This window comes from Micromonospora sp. NPDC002717 (genome assembly GCF_040295705.1).
GTDB lineage: Bacteria > Actinomycetota > Actinomycetes > Mycobacteriales > Micromonosporaceae > Micromonospora.
Map to the genome: position 1 here is coordinate 13,788 of NZ_JBEOVW010000026.1, position 25,047 is coordinate 38,834.

Consider the following 25,047-nt stretch of genomic DNA (forward strand, 5'->3'; position numbering starts at 1 on the left):
GGAAACAGCACTAGACCGCGCGGGCCACGCAGATCCTGGCGTCGAGGCGGGGCCCGGCCTCGTAGAGCATGTAGCTCACGCCGCCGTCGGTGCCGAACGTCGGTGCCGCGACCCGGCCGTTGTCCGACGCGATCGGCCGGTGGAACACTCCGAGGTGGACCTCGCGGTCGAAGTTGTTGCCGATCTCGGTCAGATACATGTTGCCGCTGTTGCCGTGATACGCGAGATACGCGGTGTCGTTGCGCTTCAACAGGTGCGCCGCGGAGATGTCGGTGAGTCCGTCGCCCGACGGTGACACCAGCGGGTTCGGGTCGAACTGCCAGCCGCTCCAGCCGTTCGGTGACCAGCCCCAGAAGATCTTCCGGGTGCCCGGTCCGATTGTGTGGTAGCCCATGAACACCATCACGTAGCGGTTGCCCTTGCCGGCCACGGTGTGCTCGAAGACCCGTGCGTACGAGGTCTCGGTCGTGTTGGGTACCAGTCTCGTCGACAGGATCGGGGTCTCGTCGGTGAAGTGGATGCCGTCGGTCGAGCGGGCGACCCGGGTCGTGTAGTTCTCGCCGTGGAAGTAGAGGTAGAACTGTTTGGTTGGTGCGTCCCATACGACGTGCGGGGACGACACGTGGCTTACCGTGGTGGTCGGCAGCGCTCGGTCGATGATGGGGTTGTTGGCGTATTCGGTGTAGGGGCCCTCGAGTCGGTCGGCGTAGGCGAGGCAGATGCCGCCGGGTGCGTCGTGCGGCGCGTAGTAGAGGTAGTAGCGGCCGAGATAGCCGCTGATCTTGTCGTAGACTCCGCGCACGCACGGGAAGATGAACTCGCCGGTCGGTCTGTAGCGCAACGGGCTGGCGAACGCGTCGCGCACGTACCGATAGTTGGGGAAGCCGGCCGGTGCGGCGAGCGCCGGCGTGGGCGTCGCGGCAAGGCCGGCGCCGGTGGTCGCGACACCGACGGCCGCCGCACCATGCAGCAGCGTGCGTCGGGAGAATGAGCCTTCAGGGGTACGCGCCATCGCGTTTTCTCCGTTCACGAGGCGGGCCGATGGGGGCAGGGGGAGCGGGCCGGCCGTGACGAGTCAGCGGGTGTCGTTCACCTTCGCTGAGCGACCGTACGGTGTGGACGACCGTCGCGGACGGGTTCGTTGGTTGACGAGTCTGTGCGGGCCATCTCGGCGGCGTCAAGATGCTAATGCGAATTAGCAAGGCGGGTTCGGCGGGCTTCAACGGTGTCGCCGTCGATCCGCAGATTGGTTGGTGCTTGACCTCTCCGGCCAACTTTAGCGGTCATCCCGCGATGAGTCTGCCGGCTGGCTTCGCGCCGAATCCCCTGGAGGCCCGGAGCTGCCGGTTGGTCTGCAGGTCATCGGTCGCATGAAGCGGGATGACGAGGTTATTACCGCTACCGCTGCCTACGAACAGCGCAACCCGTGGTACCACCACTACCCGCGGTAGCTACGGGCGCGGCATCGCACCCGTCATCGCCCGACGCGGAGTCGGCCACGGCTCCGGCCTCGGCACCCGACGCTGGGTCGTGGAGCAGACCGTCGCCCTGTCGCACTGGTTCCGCCGCCTCCGGATCCCTGCACCGCCCGCGTGCGGTCCGGTCCTCCGTCGGTCCACCATTCGGTCTCCCAGTCGGCGCATGCGGCGTACCGCCACCAACCGGCCCGGTCCAGCGTCGCTTGCTGACTCACGTCCGATCACCGTCTCTCACAGGAACCGACCCGCGCGGGTCGGCACAACTCGTGGGTCCGCGGCCGCAGCCCCATTGGCGTGCGGCAACCTCACTGTTAATACGGATCGACGGTGGCCTGGTTCATTCGCTGTGGAAGATGGCGCGAAGTGCGGCCGCGACGGTCCCCGTCCGGGGCTTGACTCGGCGACCGACGACGTCGAACCAGCTGGGCAGCGAGGTGGCTCTGCTCGGGCGGCCAGTCACCCGATCGACAGGCAGCAGGCCGTCGGACAAGTGCCCTGCCAAGCCGGCCCTGTCCCGGTCTTTCGCCGTCACTCGGTATTACGAGCGGCGATCCGTCCTGAGTCAACGATGTGAACTCCCGTCCGGTGCGGGCCGTATGGCAGAGACCAGAGGCGAAACATCAACGGGATGGGAGAGACGTGGCACTGCGACGATGCCCGCCCGGCTGGACGATCACGCGGAGGACACGCGGGGAACGCGGCGGCACCTGCCCAACGATCGGGAGCGAGCCAACATTGACGACCGGCAGCGTTGCCACGGGTGACAGTCGGGTGGGTGCCCCGTGAGCTACCCCATCCCACCCTCAGCTAGCCGGCGTATTGGCCGAGTCCGCTGGGCCGGCCTGAAGGTCCGTGACCGGCGCACCGTCACCACCACTGACAGCATCGCCAGCGATCTGGCCGAGCACCGCCGCGTGGCCGACAACGGCGGGCGGATCCAATCCGTCATCACGGTGTTCGCCCCCGGTCACCCGCTGCCAGGACCACGAGCCCACGTCTGGAACGACCAGCTGATCCGGTACCGCGGGTGGCAACCCAACGATCAGGTGCTCCGCTACTACGACACCCGGGTGCCTGACCCGAATTTCTGGCCAGGTGCCCGCACGCCGTACTCTCCCGAGCCGACTCTGCGTGAGCGCCACTACCTCGCCTCCCGGCAGGAGGGCTGACACATGGACGTTATTGCGCTGCGCCGGAGCTGGAACCAACTCGCCGTCGCCGGCCCCGAAGCAGCGAAATACTTCTACGCCACTCTGTTCCTTACCGCCCCTGAGACCCGGGCCATGTTCCCAGCCGACATGCGGTATCAGGAGGACAAGGTACTCGCCGCGCTCGGGCACATCATCACGAACATCGACGACCCGGATGCGCTCACGGCATTCGCGCAGCGTCTCGGCGCCGATCACAGGCGGTTCCACGGATCAGACCACGAGGGTCGACCGGTGCAGTTGGCGGAGCGGCACTACATCTGGGTTGGCCAGGCACTCCTGGCAACGCTGGAGCACTTCGTCGGGCCAGGGTGGACGCCGACCCTGAGGGCTGACTGGGCCACGGCGTACCAGGCGGTAGCGAAGTTGATGCTCGCCGGCGCCGCCAGATCCGAACGGGTCGCGCCCCCGTTCTGGCAGGCAGAGGTGATCAGCACGGAGCGCCGCCGCGCCGACATCTGCGTGTTCACCGTCCGACCGAACTACCTGTGCAACTACCTGCCGGGGCAGTCTCTGCCGATACAGGTGCCGACAATGCGCACCTGGCGGTACCTGTCACCCGCCAACGCTCCCCGCCCCGACGGAACGCTTGAGTTCCACGTCCGGGCGACGGGCCGGTTCTCCACCCATTTGGTGCGCCGGACGGCAGCCGGCGACACACTCCTGCTGGGGCACCCCGTGGGCACCGCGTTGTCGTCGTACGACCGCGCACCCCACCGACGGCTTCTGCTGATCGCTGGCGGCACCGGCGTGGCGCCGCTGCGAGCCATCCTCGAACAGCTCCAGCGAGGCTCCGGCCGTCCCACCACTCTGGTGGTGGGGGGCAAGACACCCGACGACCTGTACGACCACCAGGCGCTCCTGAAGCTGGCCGCGACGGCGCCGGAAGAAGCATGGTCTGCCGCCCAGGACGAGCAGTGGCTCCGCTACGTCCCCACTGTGGAAATCGGGTGGGGGTGGGACGGCGAGGTGGGCCGCGCCGTCCACACCGCATTGCGGCTCGGCTCGTGGGCAGACGCAGACATCCTCGTCTGCGGGTCTCCTGCGATGACCCGGTCCACGATCACCGCCCTGACCGCCTCCGGTGTGGACCCTGCCCGGATCTTGACGGAGAGCTACGACCACTCGCTCTACCCACCTCTGTCGGCGCCGGCCGGGCCGACGCCGCGTGACCCCACCACCTGGACAGGAGTCCGATGACTGACCACGGTGCCCGACACCCTGCACCGGACGCGGAGCAACCGCAGTCCGGCGAGGTCACCCAGCGCCTCAGCCTGGTAGCCACCCGCCGCTCCCGTCGCAAGGATTGGTACCCGGCGGCCGAAGTGGCCGCGGTGGCGCGCTTCGCAGACGATCGGATCGCGCTGCTGCGCGGCGAGATCGACCGTCGGGGACGAGAGGTGGCCGGCCTGCTCAACCAGGTCGAGATGCTCCGCTACGGAACCCTGCCGAGCGCCGCACCGCAAGCAGCTGACCCAATGGCTCTCGAGCTGACCATGCGCGTTCAGGAGGAAGCCAACCGCACAATCGGCGACGCCAGCGTGGAGGGCGCGGAGATCCTCGCCGAAGCGCGGCGGCAGGCCGAGGACATCATCGTCTATGCCCACCAGCAGGCCACCCAGAGCACCAGATACGCCGGCCCGCAGGTCGCCGAACTCCAGCGGCAGCTACAGGACCTGCAAGAGAGGTATGACGCGCTGGTAACGGCCAGTCAGGCCGCGCACGAGAACCTGTCCCAGTGGCAGTCGTACCTGGCCGATCAGTCTGAGCAGATGCTGGCCAGCGCAGAGGCCGCTGGTGAGGCCAGCGAACGGCTGAAGCTAGCGATCAAGGAGTAGCAGGATGCGCTTCGCGGTTTCCTGGCTCGGCCGGAAGGCGATGATCGGGGACCCCACGCCCGTCGCGCCAAACCGGCACTTCGACATCACCGCGGCGTTCGCCGAGGGCGCTGCGCAGCTCGGTCCGGCGGACCTGCCCGAATCGGTCATCGACAGGTACAGGCCCCCGTACGCGCCGCTGAGGGTCGAACGCCTCGGGGCCGACCGCCAGGGCTTCGTCGCCAACCTCCTGGCCGAACTCCTCACACCCCGCACGGTCACCTCCCCACATATGGCGGATCACGCCGTGCCGCCAGAGCTCCCCGCTGCCCTCACCAGGGAGCCGGACACGCCGCGGTGCCCTGCTGGGGTGGCATCGGCGATACCAGCCAGCCGGAGTCTCCTCTCGGCGGCCCGGCGCCACTGATCACGCACAAGCGCCGACTCGTCCGAACTGCTTGACCGGAGTCCCGACCCTGTGCGCCCCGATTTTCAAGGAGGCACCCCCTCATGCTGACCCTGGCCACCCATTCCCTTACCGCTTCCCCACCCCGAACGCTCAATGCCGGACGGCGGTTGCCGACACGGCCGCCCGCCGCCCGCACCGGTGCCGCCGTCACAGACGTGGGAGACGCGACGTCGGCGGAGTACGCGTGGGGGTACGCGATCCGGCGGGCGTGGCCGGACGGGCACCACGACCCGTTCAGGTTCACGCCCGACGTGGACACCACGCAGCGGCGGCTCGACGATGACCAGGGCTATCGGCACGGCGGCCCGGTACGGCCGGCGGCGGTGTACCTGATGGCGGCAATCGCCGACGACGCGCACCGGCATCCAGCGGATGGCTGCCAGCGCTCGTCGTGCCCGGATTCTCCGGAGCGGGGGGAGTGGCGGTGAAGTCAACGCATGTGCAGGTAGCTCTCGCGCGGCGGACGCTGACTCCGTTCGGGTTGTGGGTGATCGGGGCGGCGGCATCGGCGCCCATGGTGGTGCTCGCTGGAGGCATCGTCGCGACGTACGCGACCACAAAGGTGACGGCTCTGCCCCTCACCTTCGTGCTCGTCGCGGGTACGGTGGCGGTGCTCGCGGTCGGGTACACGGCGATGGCGTGCCAGGTCCGGCACCCGGCGGCCTACTACGGCATCCTCGCGAACGGGCTGGGCCGTGGCTGGGGCGTCGCCGCCGGCCTGGTCGCCTTGGTGGCCTACAACGCCATCCAGACCAGCCTGTACGGGCTGTTCGGGGCGACGATCGCCGCGCAGCTCGGCGGCACGTGGTGGGTGTGGGCGGGCATCGCCCTGGCCGTCGTCGGGGTGTTGGGTCTGCGGGCGATCGTGTTGTCCACCCGGGTCCTGGCCGCCGTGCTGGCCGTCTCGCTGCTGGTCGTCACGGCGTTCGTGCTGGCCGGTGTGGGACAACCGGCGGGCGGTGGGCTGTCCTGGGCGGGCTTCGACGCCTCGGGGTTGGCGGTCAGCGGCCTTGGCGGCGCGGTTGCCTTCTGCGTGGCCGCGTTCATGGGCATCGACGCGCCGGGATCGTTCGTCGAGGAGGCCATCGACCGCAGGTCGGTCAGCCGGGCCACCAGCGCGGGAGTGGTGGTGCTCGGTGGGGTGTATGCGGTGGCCGCGTGGGCGATGGGGGTGGCGGTCGGCCCCGGAGCCGTCGCCGAGGTCGCCGCTGATCCTGCCGGCCGGCTGCCATTCTCAGTCCTGGAGCGTCTTGGAGACGGGTGGGTTGTCCTCGCGGACCTGATGCTGGTCTTCGCGATCGTCACGTCGATGCTGGCGTTCCACGCCGTGCTCGCACGGTATGTGTTCGCGATGGCCCGGGAGGGCGTCCTGCCTGCTGGGCTCGCGCAGGGCGGCAGCGCGACTCGGGTCAGCGCGCCGCGCGGCGGGTCACTGACGCAGACCGGTATCGCCACGGTGGTGGTGGGCGCGTTCGCGTTCAGCGGCGCTGACCCCATCGCGGCGATGTTCACCTGGCTGTCGACGCTGGGTGCGATGGGGCTGCTGTGCCTGCTGTTGGCCGCGTCGGTGGCCGCGTTCAGGGCACCGGACAGCGTGCGCGGGCCGCAGCCGGGGGTGTGGGAGTGGCGGCTCGCGCCCGCCCTGGGCGTGCTCGGCGGGTTGGTGGTGCTGGCTCTGATGCTCGGCAATGTCGGCTCGCTGCTCGGGGCCGCGCCCGGGTCGCTGTACCCGTTCCTGCTGCCCGCGATCCTCGGCGCCACCGCCGTTGCGGGCGGGGTGTGGGCCGGGATCCTGCGGCGAGCCCGTCCGGAGGTCTACGCCGGCATTGGCCGCGGTACCCCGACGGCGCACGCCGTTCCCGACGCCATCAAAGTCTCGATCTGAGGAGGGGAATGCGACGATGAGAAACCATGCTGCCGCACCCGGCGCGCATTACGGTGTCGATCCCTTTCACCCCGGCTGGCGACCGGAGCGCCCACCGGCGGCACCGCCCGCTGCCTCCCGGAGGCCAGCCGACTACGCACCACCACCCGGCTACGGCGCGGTCCCAGTGCCCGGCGACTACCACCGACCGGCTGGCACCACGTTTCCCCCCACACCACCCCCGCCTGCGCCCTCGCAGAGGCAGGACGGTGACGGTGTCCCGGCTAGGGACCGCCGCTGGGCGGACCTGCGCAAGCAAGTCGCGTATCGGTCCAAGCGGGCCAACACCGGCCACCTGGTCGAGGCCGACGAGCGGTTCGGGCAGCGCGATGCACTCGGTCCGCACGGGGTGATGCTGTTCTTCAGATCCGAGGCCCCGGCCGAGCCGCACGGCTACCGGCTGCACATGGCCCACCGGCTGTGGCTGGCCTCACCGGAATCCGATGACCTACCTCGGCTGCTCGGCGACCTGGCGGTCGTCGCCACCGACAACATCTCACGTGCCGCCTCCGCTGCGCGCCGGTGGCATCCTCTCGGGCCGGAAGGCTCGATGGTCAACGGCGGAGACATGACCCTGCCCAACGACGCGACCTACGTTGGCATCGGCGTCACCACCCTCGACTCGGATCAGGGCCGCTGGTACCAGGTCGCCCGGACCCTGCGCGAAGGATCGGCCAACGGCCGCTACCGGTCGGCGTTCGACCTCAAAGGCCAGTGCTACGCGCTGTTGACCGACGGCACCGCCCTGCACATCGACCGTGACCCCCACGCCCGCATCGGCGTGGACGGAATCCGCTGCAACAAAACCCTCGACCCGGACCGGATCACCTACTACAACCCCCACCAGCACCTCACCGAGGAAGACGATGACGCCACCCGGGAGGTGTGGCGGCAGCTCGCCGCGCTGCACGACATCCTCACCGCCCACCTGACCGCCAGGCGGCCGGCATGACCCACAACTCCACCCTCAGTCTCCTCGGTGCCGCGGACCTCAGCCTCGCGCCGATCGATGTCACGGCCGTCCTCGACCGCCTGGTGCAGCAGGCCGACGCCGACGCGGCGACGAGTATCGGGTTTCCCGGGGCTGTGGACCTCGACCACAGCAAGGTCATGGCCCGCCTGGGCAGCCGGTTGTGGAACAACATCGGCGATCCGGCGGACCCGGGCGGGACAGCCCACACGCGGGTGCTGGAGCGGGCCGTTATCACCTGGGTCGCCGACATCCTGTCCATGCCGGCCGATGACCGGTGGGGATACGTGACCACGGGCGGCACCGAAGGCAACCTGTCCGCGCTGCACGCCGCCTACCGCCGTTATCCCACCGCCCGGATCTACTACTCGACCGCCGCGCACTACTCGATCTCCAAGACGGCGGCGATACTGGGCGCGCGGAGCGTGGTCATCGACGCACGGCCAGACGGGGAGATGGACTATGCGCATCTCGCCGCGCAGGTCCGCAGGCGGCGACGCTGGCCCGCCATCGTGGTGGCCACGGCCGGCACCACCATGACCGAGGCGGTGGACGACACCACCCGCATCCGCGCCGTCCTCGACGAGTACGGCGCGGACGGGCACCTGCACGTCGACGCGGCACTGTCCGGCATCCCGCTCGCCCTCGACGGCCGGCTACGCCTCGACGACGCCAGCGGCATCGGCAGCATCGCCATGTCCGGTCACAAGTTTCTCGGTGTGCCGACCCCATGCGGAGTCGTCCTCATCCGCGACGGCGTCCGCAGCCACAGCAGCCACGTCGCCTACACCGACACCGTCGACACCACCATCACCGGCTCCCGCTGCGGCCTGGCTGCCGCACTGCTGTGGCACGCCATCGCCACCCACGGCCGCGAAGGACACCGCTGGCGGGTCAGCGAAGCCCGAACCCTCGCCGCCTACGCAGTCGACCAGCTCACCGCCGCCGGCTGGCCCACGTGGCGGCATCCCTACGCGTTCACGGTCGTCCTTGCCACCCCACCGGAACAGGTACGCAAGAAGTGGCTGCTGGCCACCGACGGTGACATCAGCCACATCATCTGCATGCCTGGCATCAGCAAGGGCCAAGTCGACGCGTTCGTAGCCGACATCGCCGCCGCCAGCACCACCAAGCCATGACCAAGACACCGGCTGGCGGCGCCCACACGACCAAACCTCGCACTGCCCGACATCGACACCGCGTTGGAGGCTGTTGTGGCTGCTTTCCGCGCCGCCCGTCGGGCTGACCGAGACTCCGTCGCCGCACTGGTCGCCGATCCCGGCCGGACGCCGACGTCCACAGCCGACGTGCCTGGCGTGCCGCTCGCCGTCGCGCTCACGGGCGGGCCCGCCTCCTCCTTGCGACTACCCGGCAGCCGCCGTCGTTGAACACCCCCGATCTGTGCGAATCTTGCTCCAGGCAGTTCCTCATCGCATCCGGCACCGCTACTTCCTGCTGTCGGCGTACCAGGACGCGCCCCGGACCACGCCGACGTCACGAGAGTGGATGGCGTTCGCGAGGCATTGATCGCGTAGGGAACGGACGATGCAGCAGTGCACGGCCTTCTGCCCCATCAGGCGTGACTCGAACCACCACGATGGGTCCAGCCCCCTGCATTCGGCTTGCTCCCACCACGACCGGTGAGGCTTCGTGATTTGAAGTGCCGTCATTCTCCCCGGGCTGGCCCGGCCCGTGGGTCAGTTCAATCTCAATCCCGGAAGCGCCGGCGTTCGTGGCGCAATGCACGCGAGCGAGAGGAGACGCCGATGTGCGAGCACCAGAGCGCGACAACCATCGGCCGCACACGTGAGGAAACTGCGGCGCCTCTTCCCGCCGGACCAACCCGCGAGAACGGTTCTTGATCGACAACGTGGTCCGTCTGCGGCAGCGGTGCGTGGAGCTTGGTGTTCCGGTGTTCTACACCGCCCAACCGGGCCGCATGAACGATCAGCAGCGCGGTCTGCTCAAGGATGTCTGGGGCGCGGGATGACCAGCGCACATCTCGTAACTCGGTGATCCGTCCGGCCGGTATGAGGCGACCGGCGAGCCGCCCCGGTCCGCACAACTGCCCGATCCTCGGGCTATTCGGGCCGGCGCTTCGCGGCGGTGCCCATGACCGCTCGCAGCGAGCGGAGCGCGTAGTAGGTGCGCGACTTGACCGTCCCTTCCGGAATGCCGAGCACCGCGGCTGCCTCCGCGGCCGTCCGTTCGCGATAGTAGACTTCGATGATCACGTTTCGGTGCTCTGGAGTCAGCCGAGCCAGCGCCCGCTTGATGGTCTGAACGGCGAGCATCCGTTCGATGGCGTCATCGCCGCATGGCAGGACCGTCATGTCGACCAGTCCGACTTCCGCCGGCCGGGCCCGCTTTGCTCGACCAGCGTCGATGGCCACTCGTCGCGCGACGGTAAGCAACCAGGGGCGGAGCGTTGCGATGTCCTCGTTCAAGGCCTCGATTTTGCGCCAGGCCCGCACCATCGTCTCCTGCAGCAGGTCCTCGGCCGCTTGGCGCTCGCCGAAGGTGAGCCGCAGGAGGAACGAGTAGACCGGCTTGGCGTGGGCGTCATACAGGGCCTGCATCCGCTCCTCGGTGGTTAGGTCGCCGACCGCGACGGTTCCGGTCGCAAGCGCCATGGCTGCCCTCCTCCATACCCGGTTCTCTTGAGGCAAGGCTCGTTCGTCGGGCACTGAGAGACATCGGGTAGCTCACGGATGTTTGAGGACACGCCCGTGCCGCATCCGGCTACTACGCAGTCATCGAGCCAGCCGCGTCGACCCGGCCGCGGACACCAGCCGCGGACGAGCGGCAACGATCTGTGCCGCGGTCACGTCGGGGCAGGAGCCGATGATCGCATCGGGGATCTCGTTGGCTTGCTCCGTTACCGAGATCACCTCGAAGAGGTCGTTGTCGGCGTTCATCTCCGGCCGGCTATCAGCGACTGGTGCGGCGGGAGCTTCCGCCGCCTGCGGGTGACAACGGTGACAGCGTACGACGAAGTTGGCCGACGATCGGTCGCCGGGCGGTCGAGGACATCTTCGTAAACGCGCGCGTCATCCCGACCTGCCGGTGATGCGTCGCGCGGTCTCGCGGGCGAACACGCCCATCGTTGTGCTCGTCGGGAAAACCCGGGACGCGATCGCTGGTCCATAGAACATCCCGGCGGGCGCCGATAGTCAGCCGATGCTGGATCAGCCAGCGGACGACCGGCAGAACCAGCCATGGGCTGAACCGTCCATGCCGACGGTACGTAATCTGAGCGAGGAAAGTCAGCACGCGTCAACGGCCAGGAAGAGAGCGAATGAGCCAGCCCGAGAGCTCGAATGATCCGTTCAAGCTGGCGCTCGGTGTCTTCGCGTTGGACGCTCTGTCGGACGACGAGCGTCGGGTGATGGAGGCTCATATCGCGCGATGCCGGCGGTGTCGCGCGGAGTACGACGGGTTCCGGGACGTTGTCGCTGGCTTGGCCTTGCTCTCCGAGGACGACATGCGCCAACTTGGGTGCGAATAGCCCGGCGCCGTGCTGGGTAAGGGGCCGCTACTCCGGCGCATTACCGATGAATCCCCGGATCAGCAGTGCCGCTCGCAGCGCCCATAGTGGGTGCCAGGTCCGGGACTTGATGGTCCCCTCGGGAACTCCCAAGATCTCGGGGGCCGCTGCCCCCGTCCTGGACTTCGCCTTGGCCAGACAGGCCCGGTGTCAATCGTCAATCAGGGCGCTGGTCGTCGATTGCGCGGTCCGGCGTGGATCAGGCCGTCCGCACCGCTTCGAGCTGCCAGATCGGCATCATCACGTGCCCGTCGTCGTTAGCGGGGAGGCTTGCGAACCCGGAGGTGTCGACCCCTTCGCCCTGGATCATCCGCACGCTCGCACCCAGCTGGGCGGGGGTGCAGCACGTAGTGAAGTGCGCCGGTTCCAGCCGTTCGATCGTCCAGCGGCGCCCGATGATCTCCCGCAGGTTGTCCTCGCTGACCAGGTACTGGTCGGGGAGGACGCCTTGCATCCCGGTCGAGAAGCACAGCAGGTGCAGCCGTGCCCCGGGCCGCGTAGCCCGCACCAGGGCGGCGACGTACCGATGCCGCTCCTGCTCCGTGAGACAGTGGTAGAGAGCGCTGTCCAGCACCGTGTCGAAGCAGCCTTCGTACCCGTCGAGCTCGGCGACGTCGAACGTGACGTCGACGCCCTTTCTCCGCAGCCCTGGACCTGGCCGCTTGCACCGCCGGCAAGGCTAAGTCGACGCCGGCGACCCGCAGCCCGCGCGACGCGAGGAACGTGGCGTTGTCGCCGGGTCCGCAGCCGACATCAAGCACGTCGCCGGTGAACTTGCCGGCGTCGGCCATTGCGACGACGATCGGCTGCGGCGCGCCGAGAACCCACGGAATTTTCGGGGCGGCGACGGTGTCGCTCCGGTAGAAGTCCTCGAATGCGGTGCTGTCGAGGGCGCCACTAAGGTTTGACATGACGTTCGCGCCTGCGTCTACATGCGACCAAACGCCACGCAGCATACGGCGACAACGTGATGCTGTCGACCGCCGGAGCACCGGCCGATTCCGGCTCGTCGAAGTCAAGTAGGGGCTGTACCGTCTCCGCATTGCAGCCTGGCGCAGGGCCGATGGGGCTGCCGCCTCACGCCGTCGCTGCCGGGCCGCTGGCAACCTTGGCTGTGCGGCGCCCCGGGGCGACGGCCGCCGCAGGGTCGCGTCGCCCGAGGCCGCAGCTGGTCACTTAGCCTGTCAAATCCGGCGAATCATTCATTCGGCCTCTTGACACCAGCCCTCACAGATCTTGGTCGGGCTGCTGTCTTACCTGGAGCTCGCCCTCATCGATCTCCCGCCCTGCTCTACCGGCCGACCAGCATGATCACGGTGGAGGGCCTCTGAGTCGGGATGGGTGTCCGGGATCGTTTCCCACCATCGGTGGAGATGCGTGGGCGTTCAGGTGAAATCCTGCGCCCAGGACTGCTCCTCGGGGCGCGTTGCGCCGCTGGTCGCCCTATCGTGACGGCATGCGTTCACCTGCCTCGGCAATGGTCGGTCGGGATGTCGAGTTGGCGGTCTTGCGAGAGCTGATTGCGGGGGTGGCTGAGGGCCGAGGCGGGATGGTGTGGGTGGACGGCGAACCCGGGATCGGGAAGTCGACCCTGATCTCGGCGGCGATAGATGAGGCAGCGCGGTTGGGGTGTGTGGTGTACGCGGGGTCTGCGCCGGAGTTGCTGCCACCGTTTCCGTTGCAGGTGTTGCTGGACGCGCTGCTGGTGGGGCGGGATTCGGTGGATCCGTTGCGGGCGCCGTTGGTGGGGTTGTTGCGGGGGGAGGGAAGGACGGAGCTGGTGACGCCGCGAGACGTGGCGGCGTTGTTGGCCGAGCAGGTCCTGGCGTTGGTGGATCGGTTGTGTTCGGCGGCACCGGTGGTGTTGGTGCTGGATGACGTGCAGTGGGCGGACGAGGCGAGCCTGTCGGTGTGGTCGCGGTTGGGTCGGACCGCCGCCCAGGCGCCGTTGCTGCTGGTGGCGGCGTGCCGGCCGCTGCCACGCCGGCCGGAAGTGGCCGCAACGCGGCGGGACCTCGTGGAGCAGGGGGCGACGGTGCTGCCGCTGGGAGCGTTGTCGGCACCTCAGGTGATCGAGGTGGTGGGCGAATTGGTGGGCGCGGTGCCGAGTGGGGCGTTGGGTGCGCTGACGGGGCAGGCGGGGGGAAATCCGCTTTATGCCCGCGAGGCGGTCGATGCGTTGATCCGGGAGTCCCGAATCACCGTGGTGGCGGGAGTGGCCGAGTTGACGGGTGCGGGGGAGTGGCCGGGGTCGTTGCCGGAGGCGATCGGGCGGCGGTTGGGGTTCTTGCCGGAGCGGCCCCGGTCGGTGCTGGGGCTGGCGGCGGTGTTGGGTTCCGCGTTCACGGCCGACGACCTGGCGGTGGTCTCCGGGCAGCCGGCGACCGAGTTGATGGCTGTGGTGGATGAGGCGGTGACGGGCGGGGTATTGGCGCCGTCAGGGAATCGGCTGGTGTTCCGGCACGGACTGATCCGGCAGGCGCTGTACGAGGCGATGCCGGCGAGTCTGCGGGCGGCGTTGCATCGGCAGGCGGCTCAGGCGCTGGCCGGCGCGGGGGCGCCGGTGGAGCGGGTGGCCGAGCAGTTGCTCGCCGGACCGGTGACAGCCGACGAGTGGATGATCGATTGGGTGGCCCGGGAAGCCGCAGCCTTGACCTACCGGGCGCCGCGGGTGGCAGTCGACCTGTTGACCCGGGTCCGCGGGGCGGTTGACGACGATCCGCGCCGGGAACGGCTGGATGCCGACCTGTCGGTCGCACTGTCGCAGCTTGGCGACAACAAGCAGGTCGAGCAGCTCGCCCGTCCGGTGCTGGCCTTCAGCCGCGATCCCGTGGTGGCCGCTCGGGTGGCCTGGACGCTCGGGTACGCGCTGATGCGCATGGGGCGGTACGAGCAGGCCGTTGAGGTCGCCGAGCACACGCTGAAGCGGCCGGAACTGCTAGCGGTCTGGACCGCCCGGCTGTACGCCCTGCGCGCCCTTGCGCTCATCGGCGTCGGGCGTTTCGACGAGGCTCGGGCGGCCGCCGCACGAGCCGAGGTCGAGGGGCACCAGGCCGGTGACCGGCTGGCGGTCGGATACGCCCTGCACGCCCTGGCCCTCATCGAGCACAACCAGCGGCGGGACGTGGCGGCGCAGGTGGCGCTCATCGATCGGGCGTTGGCGGTGTTGGGGGACGAACTGCCGGTCGCCGACCTGCGGCTGCTGTTGATGATCAACCGCGCGGGTGGCTTGGACAACCTGGGACGGCCCGCCGAGGCCGACGACGCCTTCGGCCAGGCCATGGTGTTCGCCGAACGTGCCGGCACTCCGCCCCGGCTGGCGCATCTGCGGGCGAAGATCGCAGACTACAGCTTCTACCGGGGGCGGTGGGACGAGGCGCTGGCGGAGCTGCAGGCTGCTACCGACCTGCCGATGGACATGACGTATCGGCTGGCCGGCCGCGGGGTGCGGGCGTTGATCGCGGTTCACCGCGACGACCTGCCGGCGGCCGAGCGGGAATTCCTCGGCGTCGAGGAGCTGACAAAACCCGGGAACGGCTTGCGTCTGTACGCCGACCTCCTGCTGGTTGCCTGGGCGTTGGCGGCCGAGCGCGAGGGCCGGCCCGCCGAGGCGCTGGTTCGCCTGCTGGCCGTGTTCGATCCCGAGGGGGACCGCGAGTTTCCGCAACTGACCCCGGACACGCCGATGTGGTTGGCCGAGGTGGTCCGCCTCGCGCTGATCTGCGGCGACCGTACCATCGCCACCGCCGCGGCCCGGGCAACCGGCGCCGCCCAGGGGCGGGCGCATCCCGCCACCACCGCTGCGGCCGGCTACTGCGCCGGCCTGCTGGCGGCCGACCCCGCAGGGATTCTTGCCGCCGCCGACACCTTCCACCGCATCGGCTACCCCCTGTTCGGCGCGCAGGCACTGGAGAACGCCGCCGTGCTGTACGCCGAACGCGGCGACGCGCTTGCGGCGCGGGCCGCGTACGCGCGGGCGGTCGAGGTCTACACGTCGCTCGAGGCGGCCTGGGACATCATGCGCACCGACGCCCGCCTACGGCCGTACGGCATCCGCCGCGGCCGCCGCGGACCGCGCCGCCGGCCCACCATCGGCCGGGAGGCCCTCACCGCCACGGAACGGAAGATCGCCGACCTCGTCACCGCGGGGCAGTCCAACCCTGACATCGCCGCCCAACTGTTCCTGTCCCGCCGTACCGTGGAAACCCACGTCTCCCATATCCTGGCGAAGCTCGGGGCCCATTCGCGGGTCGACATCGCCCGTGAGCTGGCGAGTTCGCAGTAGGACATGTACCACTGGTGTCCTGTGGGTGGCTGAGGCGCGCAGCGACGGGCAGTTGGCTGGGGTGTACTGCTCGTCGGTGAATGGGTGGCGGCGACCCGGGTCCTGTCTCATACGGCCGATCGTGGGTCACGATGCGGGACGAGGGCTCACCAGCAGGCGCGGGATCGTCCACGAGCTGCCCGCGGTCTCGCGGAGTACCTTCCCGTCGTGGTCGAGTTGAAAGTCGTCCGGCAGTCGGGTCAGCGCCACCATCACATCCTCCACGAACTACTCGGCGACCACCTCTCCTTGACAGCGATGCGGCCCTTGGCCAAACGCGAGGTGCGTAGGCCCGCAGCAGTGGGGACGGAGGGGGCGATGCCGTCCGACTGGGCTCAGCTTTCCGCGGTCATCTGCTTCTGAGTCCTTCCCCAAGAGCGTCCACATGGTTCGTCCAGATCCGATATGACCTGACAGCCCCGCGAAGCAGCCCGGTCCGGTGAGGGGCGTTCAGTAACTTTGTGACGGAATCATCATCCCTGAGCGGTTAGGAGCGTGATGTAGCCGGTGGAGTACACGGTTGTCGCTGCATTTGGTCCGAGCGTGACGCGTCCCGCCGGCACTTTTTTGGCGAACACGACGAAGTGGCGCTGGTCCTTGTCGTTGGTTGGGATGATCATGTCAGTGCGTTTGAAGCCCTGCTGGTTCAGCCACGCCGGCCACCAGTTGGCCACCTCCGGTGCTCCGCGTCTGTCGAAGGCGACGTACACGGTGGCGTCGCGTGCGACATCGAAGACCAGGTAGTCCGCCGGGGAGGTCAGTCGCTTGTCGTCGCTGGCGCCGGGGATCAGCACTGCTCCGGTGAGCGGGTCGGGAAGGCTGGTGAAGACGGGCGGCCGGTCGACGAAATGCTTGGCACCTACCACCGCGGGGCGAACCGAATTCAGCTTCGACGGTTTGTGTACCTGGACGTCCTTCAGTTTGAGCGTTGGCCGTTTGCTCGGGGTGTTGGTTTTGGGCGTTGCGCTGGGCGCCTGCGGCCGTTTGCTCGGGGTGTTGGTTTCGGGCGTTGCGCTGGGCGCCTGCGTCTGGTCGCTCGGGGCGTTGGTTTCGGGCGTTGCGCTGGACACCTGTGGCCGGTGGCTCGGGGCGTTGTTCCCGTACACGAGCGCTACGCCCAGCAGGCCGAAGACCGCGACCAGCGCGACGCCGACGCGCGCGTTCGCGAGCCGTGACCATCGCGGTCGCGCCGGGGGCGGCACGTCCGCCGGGCCGGTGTCTCCGGTAGGGCCGCTGACCGGCTGCGTCGGCTTGGCCGGCGGTAGCGCCCGGTGCTTCGCGCCGCGCTCTGCCTTGCGGGCCGGCGCGCCCGCGGCTGCGGGCGCGGGCGTGACCGAACCGGCTACGTGTCGACTGACAACGCGGTGCTCGCCGCTGTCGCGCTTGGTCGCCGTGGGTGGAGCGCTGGTTTGGGCCGCTGTGGTGGTCGGTGTGGTGGGCGCGGGTCGTCGGGGTGCTGGGATGCCGCGCGGTGTGTGGGTGTCGGAGCTGAGCATGGCGGCGCCGAGCGCGACCGCGTGTTTCGGGTGGGTGTTGATCATGATTGGTCGGCGTAGTGTGTCTCGCAGCAGCTGGGTGACCAGGGGGATCTGGGACGATCCGCCGACCAGCAGCACGGCGGTGAGGTCCTGCAGGGTGACACCGGCGGCGGTCAGGCTCCGCCGGAACGTCTCCATGGTGGTCTCCACGGACGGCGTGATCATCTGCTCGAACGTTTTCCGGGTCACGGTCACGTGCCGGACGGAGCCGGGTAGCGCCACCGTGATGTCCGCCTGCTCGCGGGTGGACAGTCCCTCTTTCGCGAGCATGCAGTCGCGTTGCACGGTGGCCAGGATCGCGGCGGTGCCGGGATCGGTCGGGTCCAGCGCGGTGATCGCACCGTCCAGCTCGCGGTCGACGTGGTCCACGATCGCCTGGTCGAAGTCGGCGCCGCCGAGCCATTCGATGCCTTCGGGGGTTCCGATGATCTCCAGCCCGTCGCGGCCGTTGCGGACCACCGCGCTGTCGAATGTGCCCCCGCCCAGGTCGTAGACCGCCAGCAGGCCGTCGGGGGGCAGTGGCTGGGTGGAGCAGTAGTACGTGGCCGCGGCCACCGGCTCCGTGGTGGTGATGACGGTCGGGCCGTCCGACCCGGCCACGGACCCCGGCTCGGCCTGCGGGCGGGGCAGGCCGGCCAGGTGCGGGATGGCGGCGAACTGCTCTCGCCGGTACGGGCCCCACACCGCCGGGTGGGTCAGCACGATCCGGTCGGGCGGTCCGCCCTGGGCCTGGCTGACGGTGTCCACCACCGAACGGAGCAGGGCGGCCATCAGGGCGGTGGGGGAGTACGGCGCTCCGTCCAGGATCACCGGGGTGGGATCACCGAGGCGGCGCTTGAACTCCCGCGCCGCCCGGCTGGGATCCTGCAGACCGAGGCGGTCGGCCGCCTCACCCGTCAGCAGCGCGCCCTTCTCGTCAACGCAGGCCACCGACGGGGTGACGACCGCCTGCCCAGCCAGCGGCACCATGTCCAGGGCCCAGGCGGAGGCGGTCGCCGCGGCGGTGAAGCTGGTACCCAGGTCGATACCCACCCCGTACATACTCGAAGTCCCCTCGCCGAACCCACCGCCGCTACGATGCTTGATGTCATAGTTGACATACGTAGGCGACCTCGAAGCAGTTCACATCGCGCCGTCACGATACGCCGCCGATTTCGGCGTAACAATTCGTCGGTGTTGACATCGGGAGGCGAGCTGTGGACGTTGCGGTGGCCGACGACGGCGCGCTGTTCCGGGAGGGGCTGCAGCTGCTGCTGTCCGCCGCGGGGCACCAGGTGGTCGGCTGCGTGGAGGACGGCGACCGACTGCTGGAGCTGCTGGCCCGTACCCCCGCCGACGTGGCCATCCTGGACATTCGGATGCCACCAGGCGCGGACGGCGGACTGCAGACCGCCCAGCGTATACGGGCGAGACACCCGGATGTCGGGCTGCTGCTGCTGTCCCAACACGCCGAGGCGCACTACCTGTTCCGGCTGCTGGAGATCGGCACCGAACGGATCGGGTACCGGCTCAAGGACCAGGTAGCCGGGGTGGGCGTGCTCGCCGATACGCTGGTGCGCATCGCCGCTGGTGAGATCGTGATCGAGCCGGCGCTGGCCGCCAACCTGGTGGACCGGCCGAGTCCCCCGGTACGGAGTGTGCTGGCCGATCTCACCGAGCAGGAACGCGCCGTGCTGCGACTCATGGCGGAAGGACGGTCGAACTCCGGGATTGCGACGGGGTTGTTCCTGTCGGTCAAGACGGTCGAGAAGCGTATCGCGAGCATATTCACCAAGCTGGACCTGCCGGCTGAGCCGACCGCGCACCACCGGCGGGTCCTGGCGGTGCTCGCGTACCTGCGCTCGAACCAGATGGCGGGCTAGGGGCCGTGTTCCGGACCGCAGGCGGCGAGCTGAGGCACCCACCCCGCCCAGCCGGGCCCTTCGCCGCCCTGGTCCGGCTGGCGACCTCGGTTGCGCTGCCCGCGTCGGCCGGGCCGCAGGACCCGCTGGGTGAGTACCGACCGATCCTGCGTACGCTGCTGCGCGAGCTCGCCCAGGCCCACGCGGTGCGCTACGCGGCGCTGTGGTTGCCGGCAGAGACAGCACACGGCACCAGCACTCCACGGTGGACACCCGAGGTCACGTGGCGGCTCGGGCGCTGGGTGCGGGGCGCGCTGCCGTACCCGGTAGCCGACCCGGACCTGCTGCTGGGCGCGGCCGGTGTGGTCGCGACCGCGGATGTGACCGACGGCGGGGTCCGGTACGGGGTGCTGGTGCTGGCACACCCGGAGGATCCTCGGTATCCGCTGGCCACGGCGGTGCCGCTGGGCGAGACAGCGGTCTGCGTCGGCCTGCTGCTGCGCCAGGCGGGCCACCACGCGGCCAGCACCGCCGTGCGGGCCCGGGCCGACCGGGTGGTACAGCGCGTCAGCGCGACCCAGCTGGAGCTGCTCACCGTACAGGCGGTGGAGCGCGACCGGCTCGCCAGCGCGGTCACCGCGACGCCCGGCCGGCAGCTGCGGGCGATCCTGGACCGCACCGCGGACCTGGAGCGGGCGCTGCGCGCCGGCTCACCACAGGCCACGGTGATCGCCGGCGACATCCGGGCCGGGCTGGGCGAGATGATCGAGCAGTTCCGGTCCGTTGTCCGCGGGGTGTACCCGCAGGTGCTGCGCAGTACCGGCGTGCGCGCGGCGCTGGAGGAGGTCACCGCGGCGCTGCCGGTACCGGTGGTCTTTTGTGGCGAACTGGGCCGGCGCCCGGGCTGGGAGGTCGAGTCCGGGCTGTACCAGGCCGGTGCGTCCGCGGCGGCTGCGCTGGGCGCCAGCGGCGGCGAGCAGCCGGTGCACCTGGAACTGGGCCGGTCCCACGGCGTGCTGACGATCCGCGTGCAGCGGACCGACGCCGAGCCGGCCCGGGTCGCCGCGGCGCTACGGGACGACTCCCGGCGGCTGGCCGCGCTGGGCGGCCGGCTGCGGGTGGATCGGGCCGGTCGGGGCGCGCCGACCGTGGTCGACATCCTGCTGCCGGAGCGGCTCGGCGGCGACTGGCCGGAGCCCGCCCGTACCGCCCCGCCGGAGCCGGCCGGGCCGCAGCCGGGCGAGGCCGACGCCGCCGCACCCGAGCTGCCGGCCGGTGTTTCCGCGCGCCGCCTGCTGACTCTGCTCGTGACCAGCCGGGAGGCGCCCACGGACAGCCCGCCGTTACGGGTCGCGGTCGACCGGCAGGACGGCCGGGCCCGGGTGGTGGTGGTCGGGGCCTCGGCACCTGAGCTGCTATCGGTGCTGTACGGGCCGGCCGGTACCGCCCGACGGGAGCCGCCGGTCGGGGTGGTCCCGCCGACCGGTTACCAGTACCAGCCGTACCCGCGGATCACGCTGGACCCGGCTCGCGGGGCAGCGCCGTGGCGGCCGGTCCGGCTGCCCGACTGGTCCGGCGCCGCGTGGCCGGGCGTAGCGGCCGGGGTGGACCGGATCCTGGTCGAGGGACCCGTGGACGCGCTGCGCGGGCTGCGGCTGCTGCACCACCGCGACCGGGTCGACGCCGACCTCGCGGCCCGGCTGCGCCGCTGGTCGGGTACTGCCGACGGGCCCCCCGATGCGGTCGTGCTGGTGCTGTCCAGGCCGGCCAGCGCGGCGGAGTCGGAGTTCCTGACCGCCCTGCGGGCGCCGGGCGGGGACCGGTTCTCCCCGGTGGCGATCTGCGCGCTTAAGGAGGGTACAGCCGCGATGGCGGGATCACCGCAGCTGGGGTCGATGTGCGACACGATCGTGGACTGGCGTGCGGCCCCGGGCGGCGGTACCGCGGTCGAGGCGGCGCTGCGCACCCGGGTACGCGCCTGGGCGGGGGTACTGGCCGCCCGGTGGGCGCTGCGCGCACTGGTGGCCTGCCTGGCCGCCGGGCAGCTGGACGACCAGTTCGCCCGGGCGGTGGAGGCGGCCGTCGCGGGCGCGCACGAGGTGGCCGAGCTGGACCTGCTGCAGGCGTTGCAGGACCGGCGGATCCGGCTGCCGCGTGGGCACGACGAGGCGCTGCGACTGCTCGGCGCGCACGGTCCGGACTCGCGCTCCCGGCTAGGCCTGACCGGCGACGCCGGCTCGGGGCAGGTGACCCAGGCCGCGACCCGGGCGCTGGTGTTCTGGCGTACCCAGGCAATGGCGCCGGACTCGGGACCGGCCGGACGCAGTGCGTGCGCGCTGCTGGTACGGGCGTGCGAGCGGCTGCTCACCGACGGCGCCGAGTGACCGGCGCGAGGCACGGGGTGGGCGGCTCGGCGGGACGGCTTAGATCGCCACGAACCCGCTGACCCGGGTACCAGTGGTCGGGCTCGACCGTACCGTCAGCGTGCCGTCGACCGAGGCCAAACGGGCGGCGAGCTGGCGCAGCGGCATCCGTCCGTCGGTGTCGAAGCCCGGCCCGGTGTCGGCCACCTCGAAGCTCAGGCCCCGGGGGGAGGTACGTAGCGTCAGCGTGACCGCGGCGCCCGGGGCGTGCTTGTGCGCGTTGCTGACCGCCTCCAGGCAGGCCAGGTAGACGGCGGTTTCCACCGCGGGCGGGTACCGATGGCCGGCCAGTTGCGGGTCGATGTCCAGGGTGACCGTGTCGAGCGTGCCCAGCCGGGCCGCCAACGCGGTCACCAGACCGTGGTCGGCCAGCGGTGCCAGCAGGCCGGTCGCGGTGGTGTGCAACACCTCCTCGGTGCTGGCCAGCAGCTCCCGCAGCCGGTCGAGGTGCCGGCCCGCCTCGGCGGCGTTGCCGGCGCCCAGTTGGTGTTCCACCATGGCCAGCGACATCTGCAACGCGACCATGTGGTGCTGGGCGCCGTCGTGCAGGTCGCGCTCCAGTTGGTGCCGCTGGTGCTCCATCTCGCCCGCGGCCCGCAGCCGGGCGTCGGCCAGCAGCAGGTCGCTCTGGCCGATCAGCCTCTCGGCGCTGCCGGTGATCAGCTGGGCCTGGATGTCGCTGACCAGCAGGCGGGTCACCGCGTGTAGCTCGGGCCACCGGCGCAGCCGCTCGGCTGCCGCCGGCGGCTCGATCACGAGGTCGGCCAGGACGTGCTCGCCGTCGGACAGCCGAATTGGCGTCGCCCCGGTCACGGGTATCGCCGCCTCGGCGCCGGTAGCGGTCCACCGGTAATCCTGAACGGTGTGTTCAGTCGCCGTGTCCGTGTCGTGGCCCGCCGGCAGGGGCAGCCACAGCGCAATGGTGACCGTGGCGGCCTCCAGGCATCCACCCAGCGCCCGGGCCAGGGCATCGGCCTGCACTCCCGGCAGCGGCCGACCCGGCAGGCCGTGCACCGCGTCGACCACCCGTGCCACCTTGTCCGACGGGCCCGGCACGGGGGTTGGCCCGTCGGCTCGCTGCGTCGAGCGGCGCATGCCCGTCACTGTAGACGGCTTCGGTCGCGTCGGCTGACCCGGCTCGTGGGCCGCGGCGGCCCGCCGCCACGGTAGCCTCCAGGGGCTCAAGCGGCGCAGAGCAGGTGGTTGGCCGTTGCCTTGCGGGCCGCCCGCAGCGCGTAGTGCACCCGGCTCTTGACCGTGCCGACCGGTACCCCGAGCGTTGCGCTGATCTCGGCCGCGGTCCGGCCGTTCAGGTAGGTCTCCACCAGCGCGGCCTGGTGCTCCGGCCACAGCCCGCGCAGCACCTGCTCGACCAGCAGGGAGTCCACCACGACGGCCATCGGGTCCGCCGTGGCCACCTCGGCGGCGTTCTCGATGTCCACCTCGGTCGGCCGGGCCTTTTTCATGCGGTACCCGTCCATCACCAGGTTGTGCACCACCCGGCGCAGCCAGCCCAGCACCGACCCGCGGTCGGCGGTGAGCTGGTCCAGGTGCGTCCACGCCCGCAGGAACGCCTCCTGCACCACGTCCTCGGCGCGCCCGGTGTCGCCGTCGGTCAGCCGCTGCGCGTACCTCAGCAGCGGCTGCTGGTAGGTGTCCATCAGTTCACGCAGGCGGGAACCGCTTTCCAGCGCGCTGCTGTGTCGCTTGCTCTGCACCCGTTCGGCCATGCCATGACAGTGCCGTCGCGGGCCGGTCGCTCGACATGGTGCGGCCCCTGCTCCTGCGGGTGACACCCCTCGGGTCGGAGAGGGTTATCCCTACGCCCGCGCCGGTATCGGCGGCCCACGCCGTGCCGCCGCCGGTTTGCCTGTTGACCGGTGAACCCGACGGTGCCGCGGTGCCGTACCCCATGTGGACGACCTCGCGCCCCGCGGCGGTAGGCGAGCGGCGACGGTCGTCGGCACTGCCGCGACGGCCGGTACCGGGGCCGGGCGGCGGCCCGGGTGACGGCGCCGTGGCGCCCCGACCGAAGAGGTGGGCATGCAGGAGACGGGCTTTCCGGCGGTGGGCATCGGGATCACGACGCACAACCGGGGCGCCGTGTTCCGTACCGCGTTGGAGGCGATCCGCAAGTATGCGCCCAGCGGCGCCGCGATCGTCGTGGTCGACGACGCCAGCGACGAGCCGGTGGAGGAGGCGACGTTCCGCTTCGACAGCAACGTCGGCATCGCACGGGCCAAGAACAAGTGCCTGGAACTGCTGGTCGAGCGGGGCTGTACGCACCTGTTCCTGTTCGACGACGACTGCTGGCCGGTCGCGGACGGCTGGGAGCGGCCATATGTCGACAGTCCCGAGCCGCATCTGATGTACATCTTCACCGACACCCCGCGTGGGCGGCTGACCGACTCGATGGAGATCTACCGGGACGCGCAGCTTCGGGCGTACACCCATCCCCGCGGCTGCATGCTCTACCTCGAGCGGCGGGTGCTGGACCGGGTGGGCGGGTACGACACCCGGTACGGCCGGTGGGGGTACGAGCATGTGGACCTGTCCAACCGGATCTACAACGCCGGCCTGACCTCGTTCCGGTTCGCCGACGTGGTCGGCAGCGGAGACCTCATCTTCAGTTGCGACGAGCGCACCAAGGTCGGCTCCAGCGTGTCGGACATCGAGCGCTTCCACCTGGTGCGCAACCTCAAGACCCGGTCGGAGGCCAGCTACACCTCGGCCGAGTACCGCGAGTTCCGCACCGTCCCGGTCGGTGCGGCGGCGGCGCAGAACGTGGTGCTGACCACGTACCTCACCGCGCAGCCCGACCCGCAGCGCGGCACCACCTGGACCCGGAACTACGACGATCTGGCCGAGTTGCGCCGCTCTGTCGAGCGGCACGGGCGGCGGCTGGTGGTGCTGCACGACTGCCTCGACGAGCCGGACACCGACCTGGTCACGCACGTCCGGGTGGCGCCGGGCGGGGAGGTCAGCTCGCCGTACTTCCACCGCTGGCTGTGCTGGTGGCGGTACCTGCGCGAGCACCCCGAGATCGACCAGGTGTGGTGCGTCGACGGTACCGACGTGGAGATGCTGCGCGATCCGTTCCCGGAGATGGACGACCGGCTGTACGTGGGCGACGAGCCGGCGCCGCTGTGCATTCCGTGGATGGTGTATCAGCACGGCGGCAGCGCCAAGCTGTTGCAGTTCCTGTCCGACAACCGGGGTATCCCGCTGCTCAACTGCGGGCTCACCGGTGGCCGGCGGGAAACGGTGCTGGAATTCTGCCGGGACATGTTCGACTTCTGCGTCACCAACGCGCGGGAGGCCGGCCCGCTCGACATGGGGCCGTTCAACTATGTGGCCCGCACCTGGTACGCGGGAATGATCGTGCACGGCCGCCAGGTCAGCACGGAGTTCCGTAAGGACGACCGGGCCAGCACCGAGTCGTGGTGGCGGCACAAGTAGTCGTATCCGGGCTCGTGGCAGGAGTGAACCCTACTGGCGTACGAGGCGT

The 25,047-nt window shown here is 70.3% G+C and carries 21 protein-coding genes and 3 pseudogenes; 15 read left to right on the top strand and 9 right to left on the bottom strand.

Annotated elements, in window-relative coordinates:
* Nucleotides 1–10: 10 nt before the first annotated feature.
* The gene (locus ABT006_RS28155) at nucleotides 11–1,012 is read right to left on the bottom strand and encodes a glycoside hydrolase family protein (RefSeq protein WP_350711248.1); all 1,002 of its coding nucleotides are present in this window, start codon (nucleotides 1,010–1,012) and stop codon (nucleotides 11–13) included.
* A gap of 446 nt (nucleotides 1,013–1,458) precedes the next feature.
* On the opposite strand from ABT006_RS28155, the pseudogene ABT006_RS28160 reads away from it, so the two are divergent.
* The 10 genes and pseudogenes from ABT006_RS28160 to ABT006_RS28205 form a co-directional block, all read left to right on the top strand.
* Nucleotides 1,459–1,578: pseudogene (locus ABT006_RS28160) on the top strand (IS5/IS1182 family transposase); the annotation flags it as partial.
* Nucleotides 1,579–2,284: 706 nt separating this feature from the next.
* Nucleotides 2,285–2,530 (top strand): annotated as a pseudogene (locus ABT006_RS28165) (nitric oxide synthase oxygenase); the annotation flags it as partial.
* A gap of 120 nt (nucleotides 2,531–2,650) precedes the next feature.
* Nucleotides 2,651–3,886, top strand: coding sequence for a globin domain-containing protein (locus ABT006_RS28170; protein ID WP_350711250.1), 1,236 nt, complete (start codon nucleotides 2,651–2,653; stop codon nucleotides 3,884–3,886).
* Nucleotides 3,883–4,524 carry a hypothetical protein gene (locus ABT006_RS28175; protein ID WP_350711252.1) on the top strand — a complete coding sequence of 214 codons (642 nt, stop codon included), beginning with the start codon at nucleotides 3,883–3,885 and terminating at the stop codon, nucleotides 4,522–4,524. Before ABT006_RS28170 ends, ABT006_RS28175 begins: the two co-directional genes overlap by 4 nt.
* A 4-nt stretch (nucleotides 4,525–4,528) precedes the next feature.
* Nucleotides 4,529–4,930: a hypothetical protein gene (locus tag ABT006_RS28180; protein ID WP_350711254.1), complete on the top strand. Its 402-nt coding sequence runs from the start codon at nucleotides 4,529–4,531 to the stop codon at nucleotides 4,928–4,930.
* A gap of 83 nt (nucleotides 4,931–5,013) precedes the next feature.
* Nucleotides 5,014–5,400, top strand: coding sequence for a hypothetical protein (locus ABT006_RS28185; protein WP_350711256.1), 387 nt, complete (start codon nucleotides 5,014–5,016; stop codon nucleotides 5,398–5,400).
* 11 nt (nucleotides 5,401–5,411) lie between these two features.
* Nucleotides 5,412–6,857 (top strand): APC family permease, encoded by a 1,446-nt coding sequence (locus tag ABT006_RS28190; RefSeq protein WP_350711320.1) that lies wholly within the window; start codon nucleotides 5,412–5,414, stop codon nucleotides 6,855–6,857.
* 166 nt (nucleotides 6,858–7,023) lie between these two features.
* Entirely contained in the window at nucleotides 7,024–7,848 is an 825-nt protein-coding gene (locus tag ABT006_RS28195) for a hypothetical protein (protein WP_350711258.1), read from the top strand.
* The gene (locus tag ABT006_RS28200; RefSeq protein WP_350711259.1) at nucleotides 7,845–9,005 is read left to right on the top strand and encodes a histidine decarboxylase; all 1,161 of its coding nucleotides are present in this window, start codon (nucleotides 7,845–7,847) and stop codon (nucleotides 9,003–9,005) included. The genes ABT006_RS28195 and ABT006_RS28200 overlap by 4 nt, the downstream gene beginning before the upstream one ends.
* A 719-nt stretch (nucleotides 9,006–9,724) precedes the next feature.
* Nucleotides 9,725–9,856: a hypothetical protein gene (locus ABT006_RS28205; RefSeq protein ID WP_350711261.1), complete on the top strand. Its 132-nt coding sequence runs from the start codon at nucleotides 9,725–9,727 to the stop codon at nucleotides 9,854–9,856.
* A gap of 91 nt (nucleotides 9,857–9,947) precedes the next feature.
* Here ABT006_RS28205 and ABT006_RS28210 read toward each other — a convergent pair whose 3' ends face one another.
* Complete coding sequence (locus ABT006_RS28210; RefSeq protein WP_350711263.1) at nucleotides 9,948–10,499, bottom strand: sigma-70 family RNA polymerase sigma factor; 552 nt, start codon at nucleotides 10,497–10,499, stop codon at nucleotides 9,948–9,950.
* A 120-nt stretch (nucleotides 10,500–10,619) separates the two neighbouring features.
* Nucleotides 10,620–10,784: a hypothetical protein gene (locus ABT006_RS28215; RefSeq protein ID WP_350711265.1), complete on the bottom strand. Its 165-nt coding sequence runs from the start codon at nucleotides 10,782–10,784 to the stop codon at nucleotides 10,620–10,622.
* A gap of 380 nt (nucleotides 10,785–11,164) precedes the next feature.
* Here ABT006_RS28215 and ABT006_RS28220 point away from each other — a divergent pair, with 380 nt between their 5' ends.
* Entirely contained in the window at nucleotides 11,165–11,374 is a 210-nt protein-coding gene (locus ABT006_RS28220) for a zf-HC2 domain-containing protein (protein ID WP_350711267.1), read from the top strand.
* A 238-nt stretch (nucleotides 11,375–11,612) separates the two neighbouring features.
* Here ABT006_RS28220 and ABT006_RS28225 read toward each other — a convergent pair whose 3' ends face one another.
* Entirely contained in the window at nucleotides 11,613–11,987 is a 375-nt protein-coding gene (locus ABT006_RS28225; RefSeq protein ID WP_350711322.1) for a hypothetical protein, read from the bottom strand.
* Between the two features lie 37 nt (nucleotides 11,988–12,024).
* Nucleotides 12,025–12,456, bottom strand: a pseudogene (locus tag ABT006_RS28230) (class I SAM-dependent methyltransferase); the annotation flags it as partial.
* A gap of 413 nt (nucleotides 12,457–12,869) precedes the next feature.
* On the opposite strand from ABT006_RS28230, the gene ABT006_RS28235 reads away from it, so the two are divergent.
* Nucleotides 12,870–15,698 (top strand): AAA family ATPase, encoded by a 2,829-nt coding sequence (locus tag ABT006_RS28235; RefSeq protein WP_350711269.1) that lies wholly within the window; start codon nucleotides 12,870–12,872, stop codon nucleotides 15,696–15,698.
* 126 nt (nucleotides 15,699–15,824) lie between these two features.
* On the opposite strand, the gene ABT006_RS28240 is transcribed toward ABT006_RS28235, so the two are convergent.
* Entirely contained in the window at nucleotides 15,825–15,962 is a 138-nt protein-coding gene (locus tag ABT006_RS28240) for a hypothetical protein (RefSeq protein ID WP_350711271.1), read from the bottom strand.
* A 248-nt stretch (nucleotides 15,963–16,210) separates the two neighbouring features.
* A complete protein-coding gene (locus tag ABT006_RS28245; RefSeq protein ID WP_350711273.1) occupies nucleotides 16,211–18,316 on the bottom strand; it encodes an Hsp70 family protein in 2,106 nt (701 codons plus the stop codon).
* 155 nt (nucleotides 18,317–18,471) lie between these two features.
* Here ABT006_RS28245 and ABT006_RS28250 point away from each other — a divergent pair, with 155 nt between their 5' ends.
* Together ABT006_RS28250 and ABT006_RS28255 are read left to right on the top strand one after the other, a co-directional pair.
* Nucleotides 18,472–19,137 carry a response regulator gene (locus ABT006_RS28250; RefSeq protein WP_350711274.1) on the top strand — a complete coding sequence of 222 codons (666 nt, stop codon included), beginning with the start codon at nucleotides 18,472–18,474 and terminating at the stop codon, nucleotides 19,135–19,137.
* A gap of 5 nt (nucleotides 19,138–19,142) precedes the next feature.
* Entirely contained in the window at nucleotides 19,143–21,500 is a 2,358-nt protein-coding gene (locus ABT006_RS28255; RefSeq protein WP_350711276.1) for a hypothetical protein, read from the top strand.
* A gap of 39 nt (nucleotides 21,501–21,539) precedes the next feature.
* On the opposite strand, the gene ABT006_RS28260 is transcribed toward ABT006_RS28255, so the two are convergent.
* Nucleotides 21,540–22,634, bottom strand: a complete 1,095-nt coding sequence (locus tag ABT006_RS28260; RefSeq protein ID WP_350711278.1) for a sensor histidine kinase — start codon at nucleotides 22,632–22,634, stop codon at nucleotides 21,540–21,542.
* An 86-nt stretch (nucleotides 22,635–22,720) separates the two neighbouring features.
* Nucleotides 22,721–23,269: a sigma-70 family RNA polymerase sigma factor gene (locus ABT006_RS28265; protein WP_350711280.1), complete on the bottom strand. Its 549-nt coding sequence runs from the start codon at nucleotides 23,267–23,269 to the stop codon at nucleotides 22,721–22,723.
* A 313-nt stretch (nucleotides 23,270–23,582) separates the two neighbouring features.
* Here ABT006_RS28265 and ABT006_RS28270 point away from each other — a divergent pair, with 313 nt between their 5' ends.
* Complete coding sequence (locus tag ABT006_RS28270; protein WP_350711282.1) at nucleotides 23,583–24,998, top strand: glycosyltransferase family 2 protein; 1,416 nt, start codon at nucleotides 23,583–23,585, stop codon at nucleotides 24,996–24,998.
* The last annotated feature ends 49 nt before the right edge of the window (nucleotides 24,999–25,047 follow it).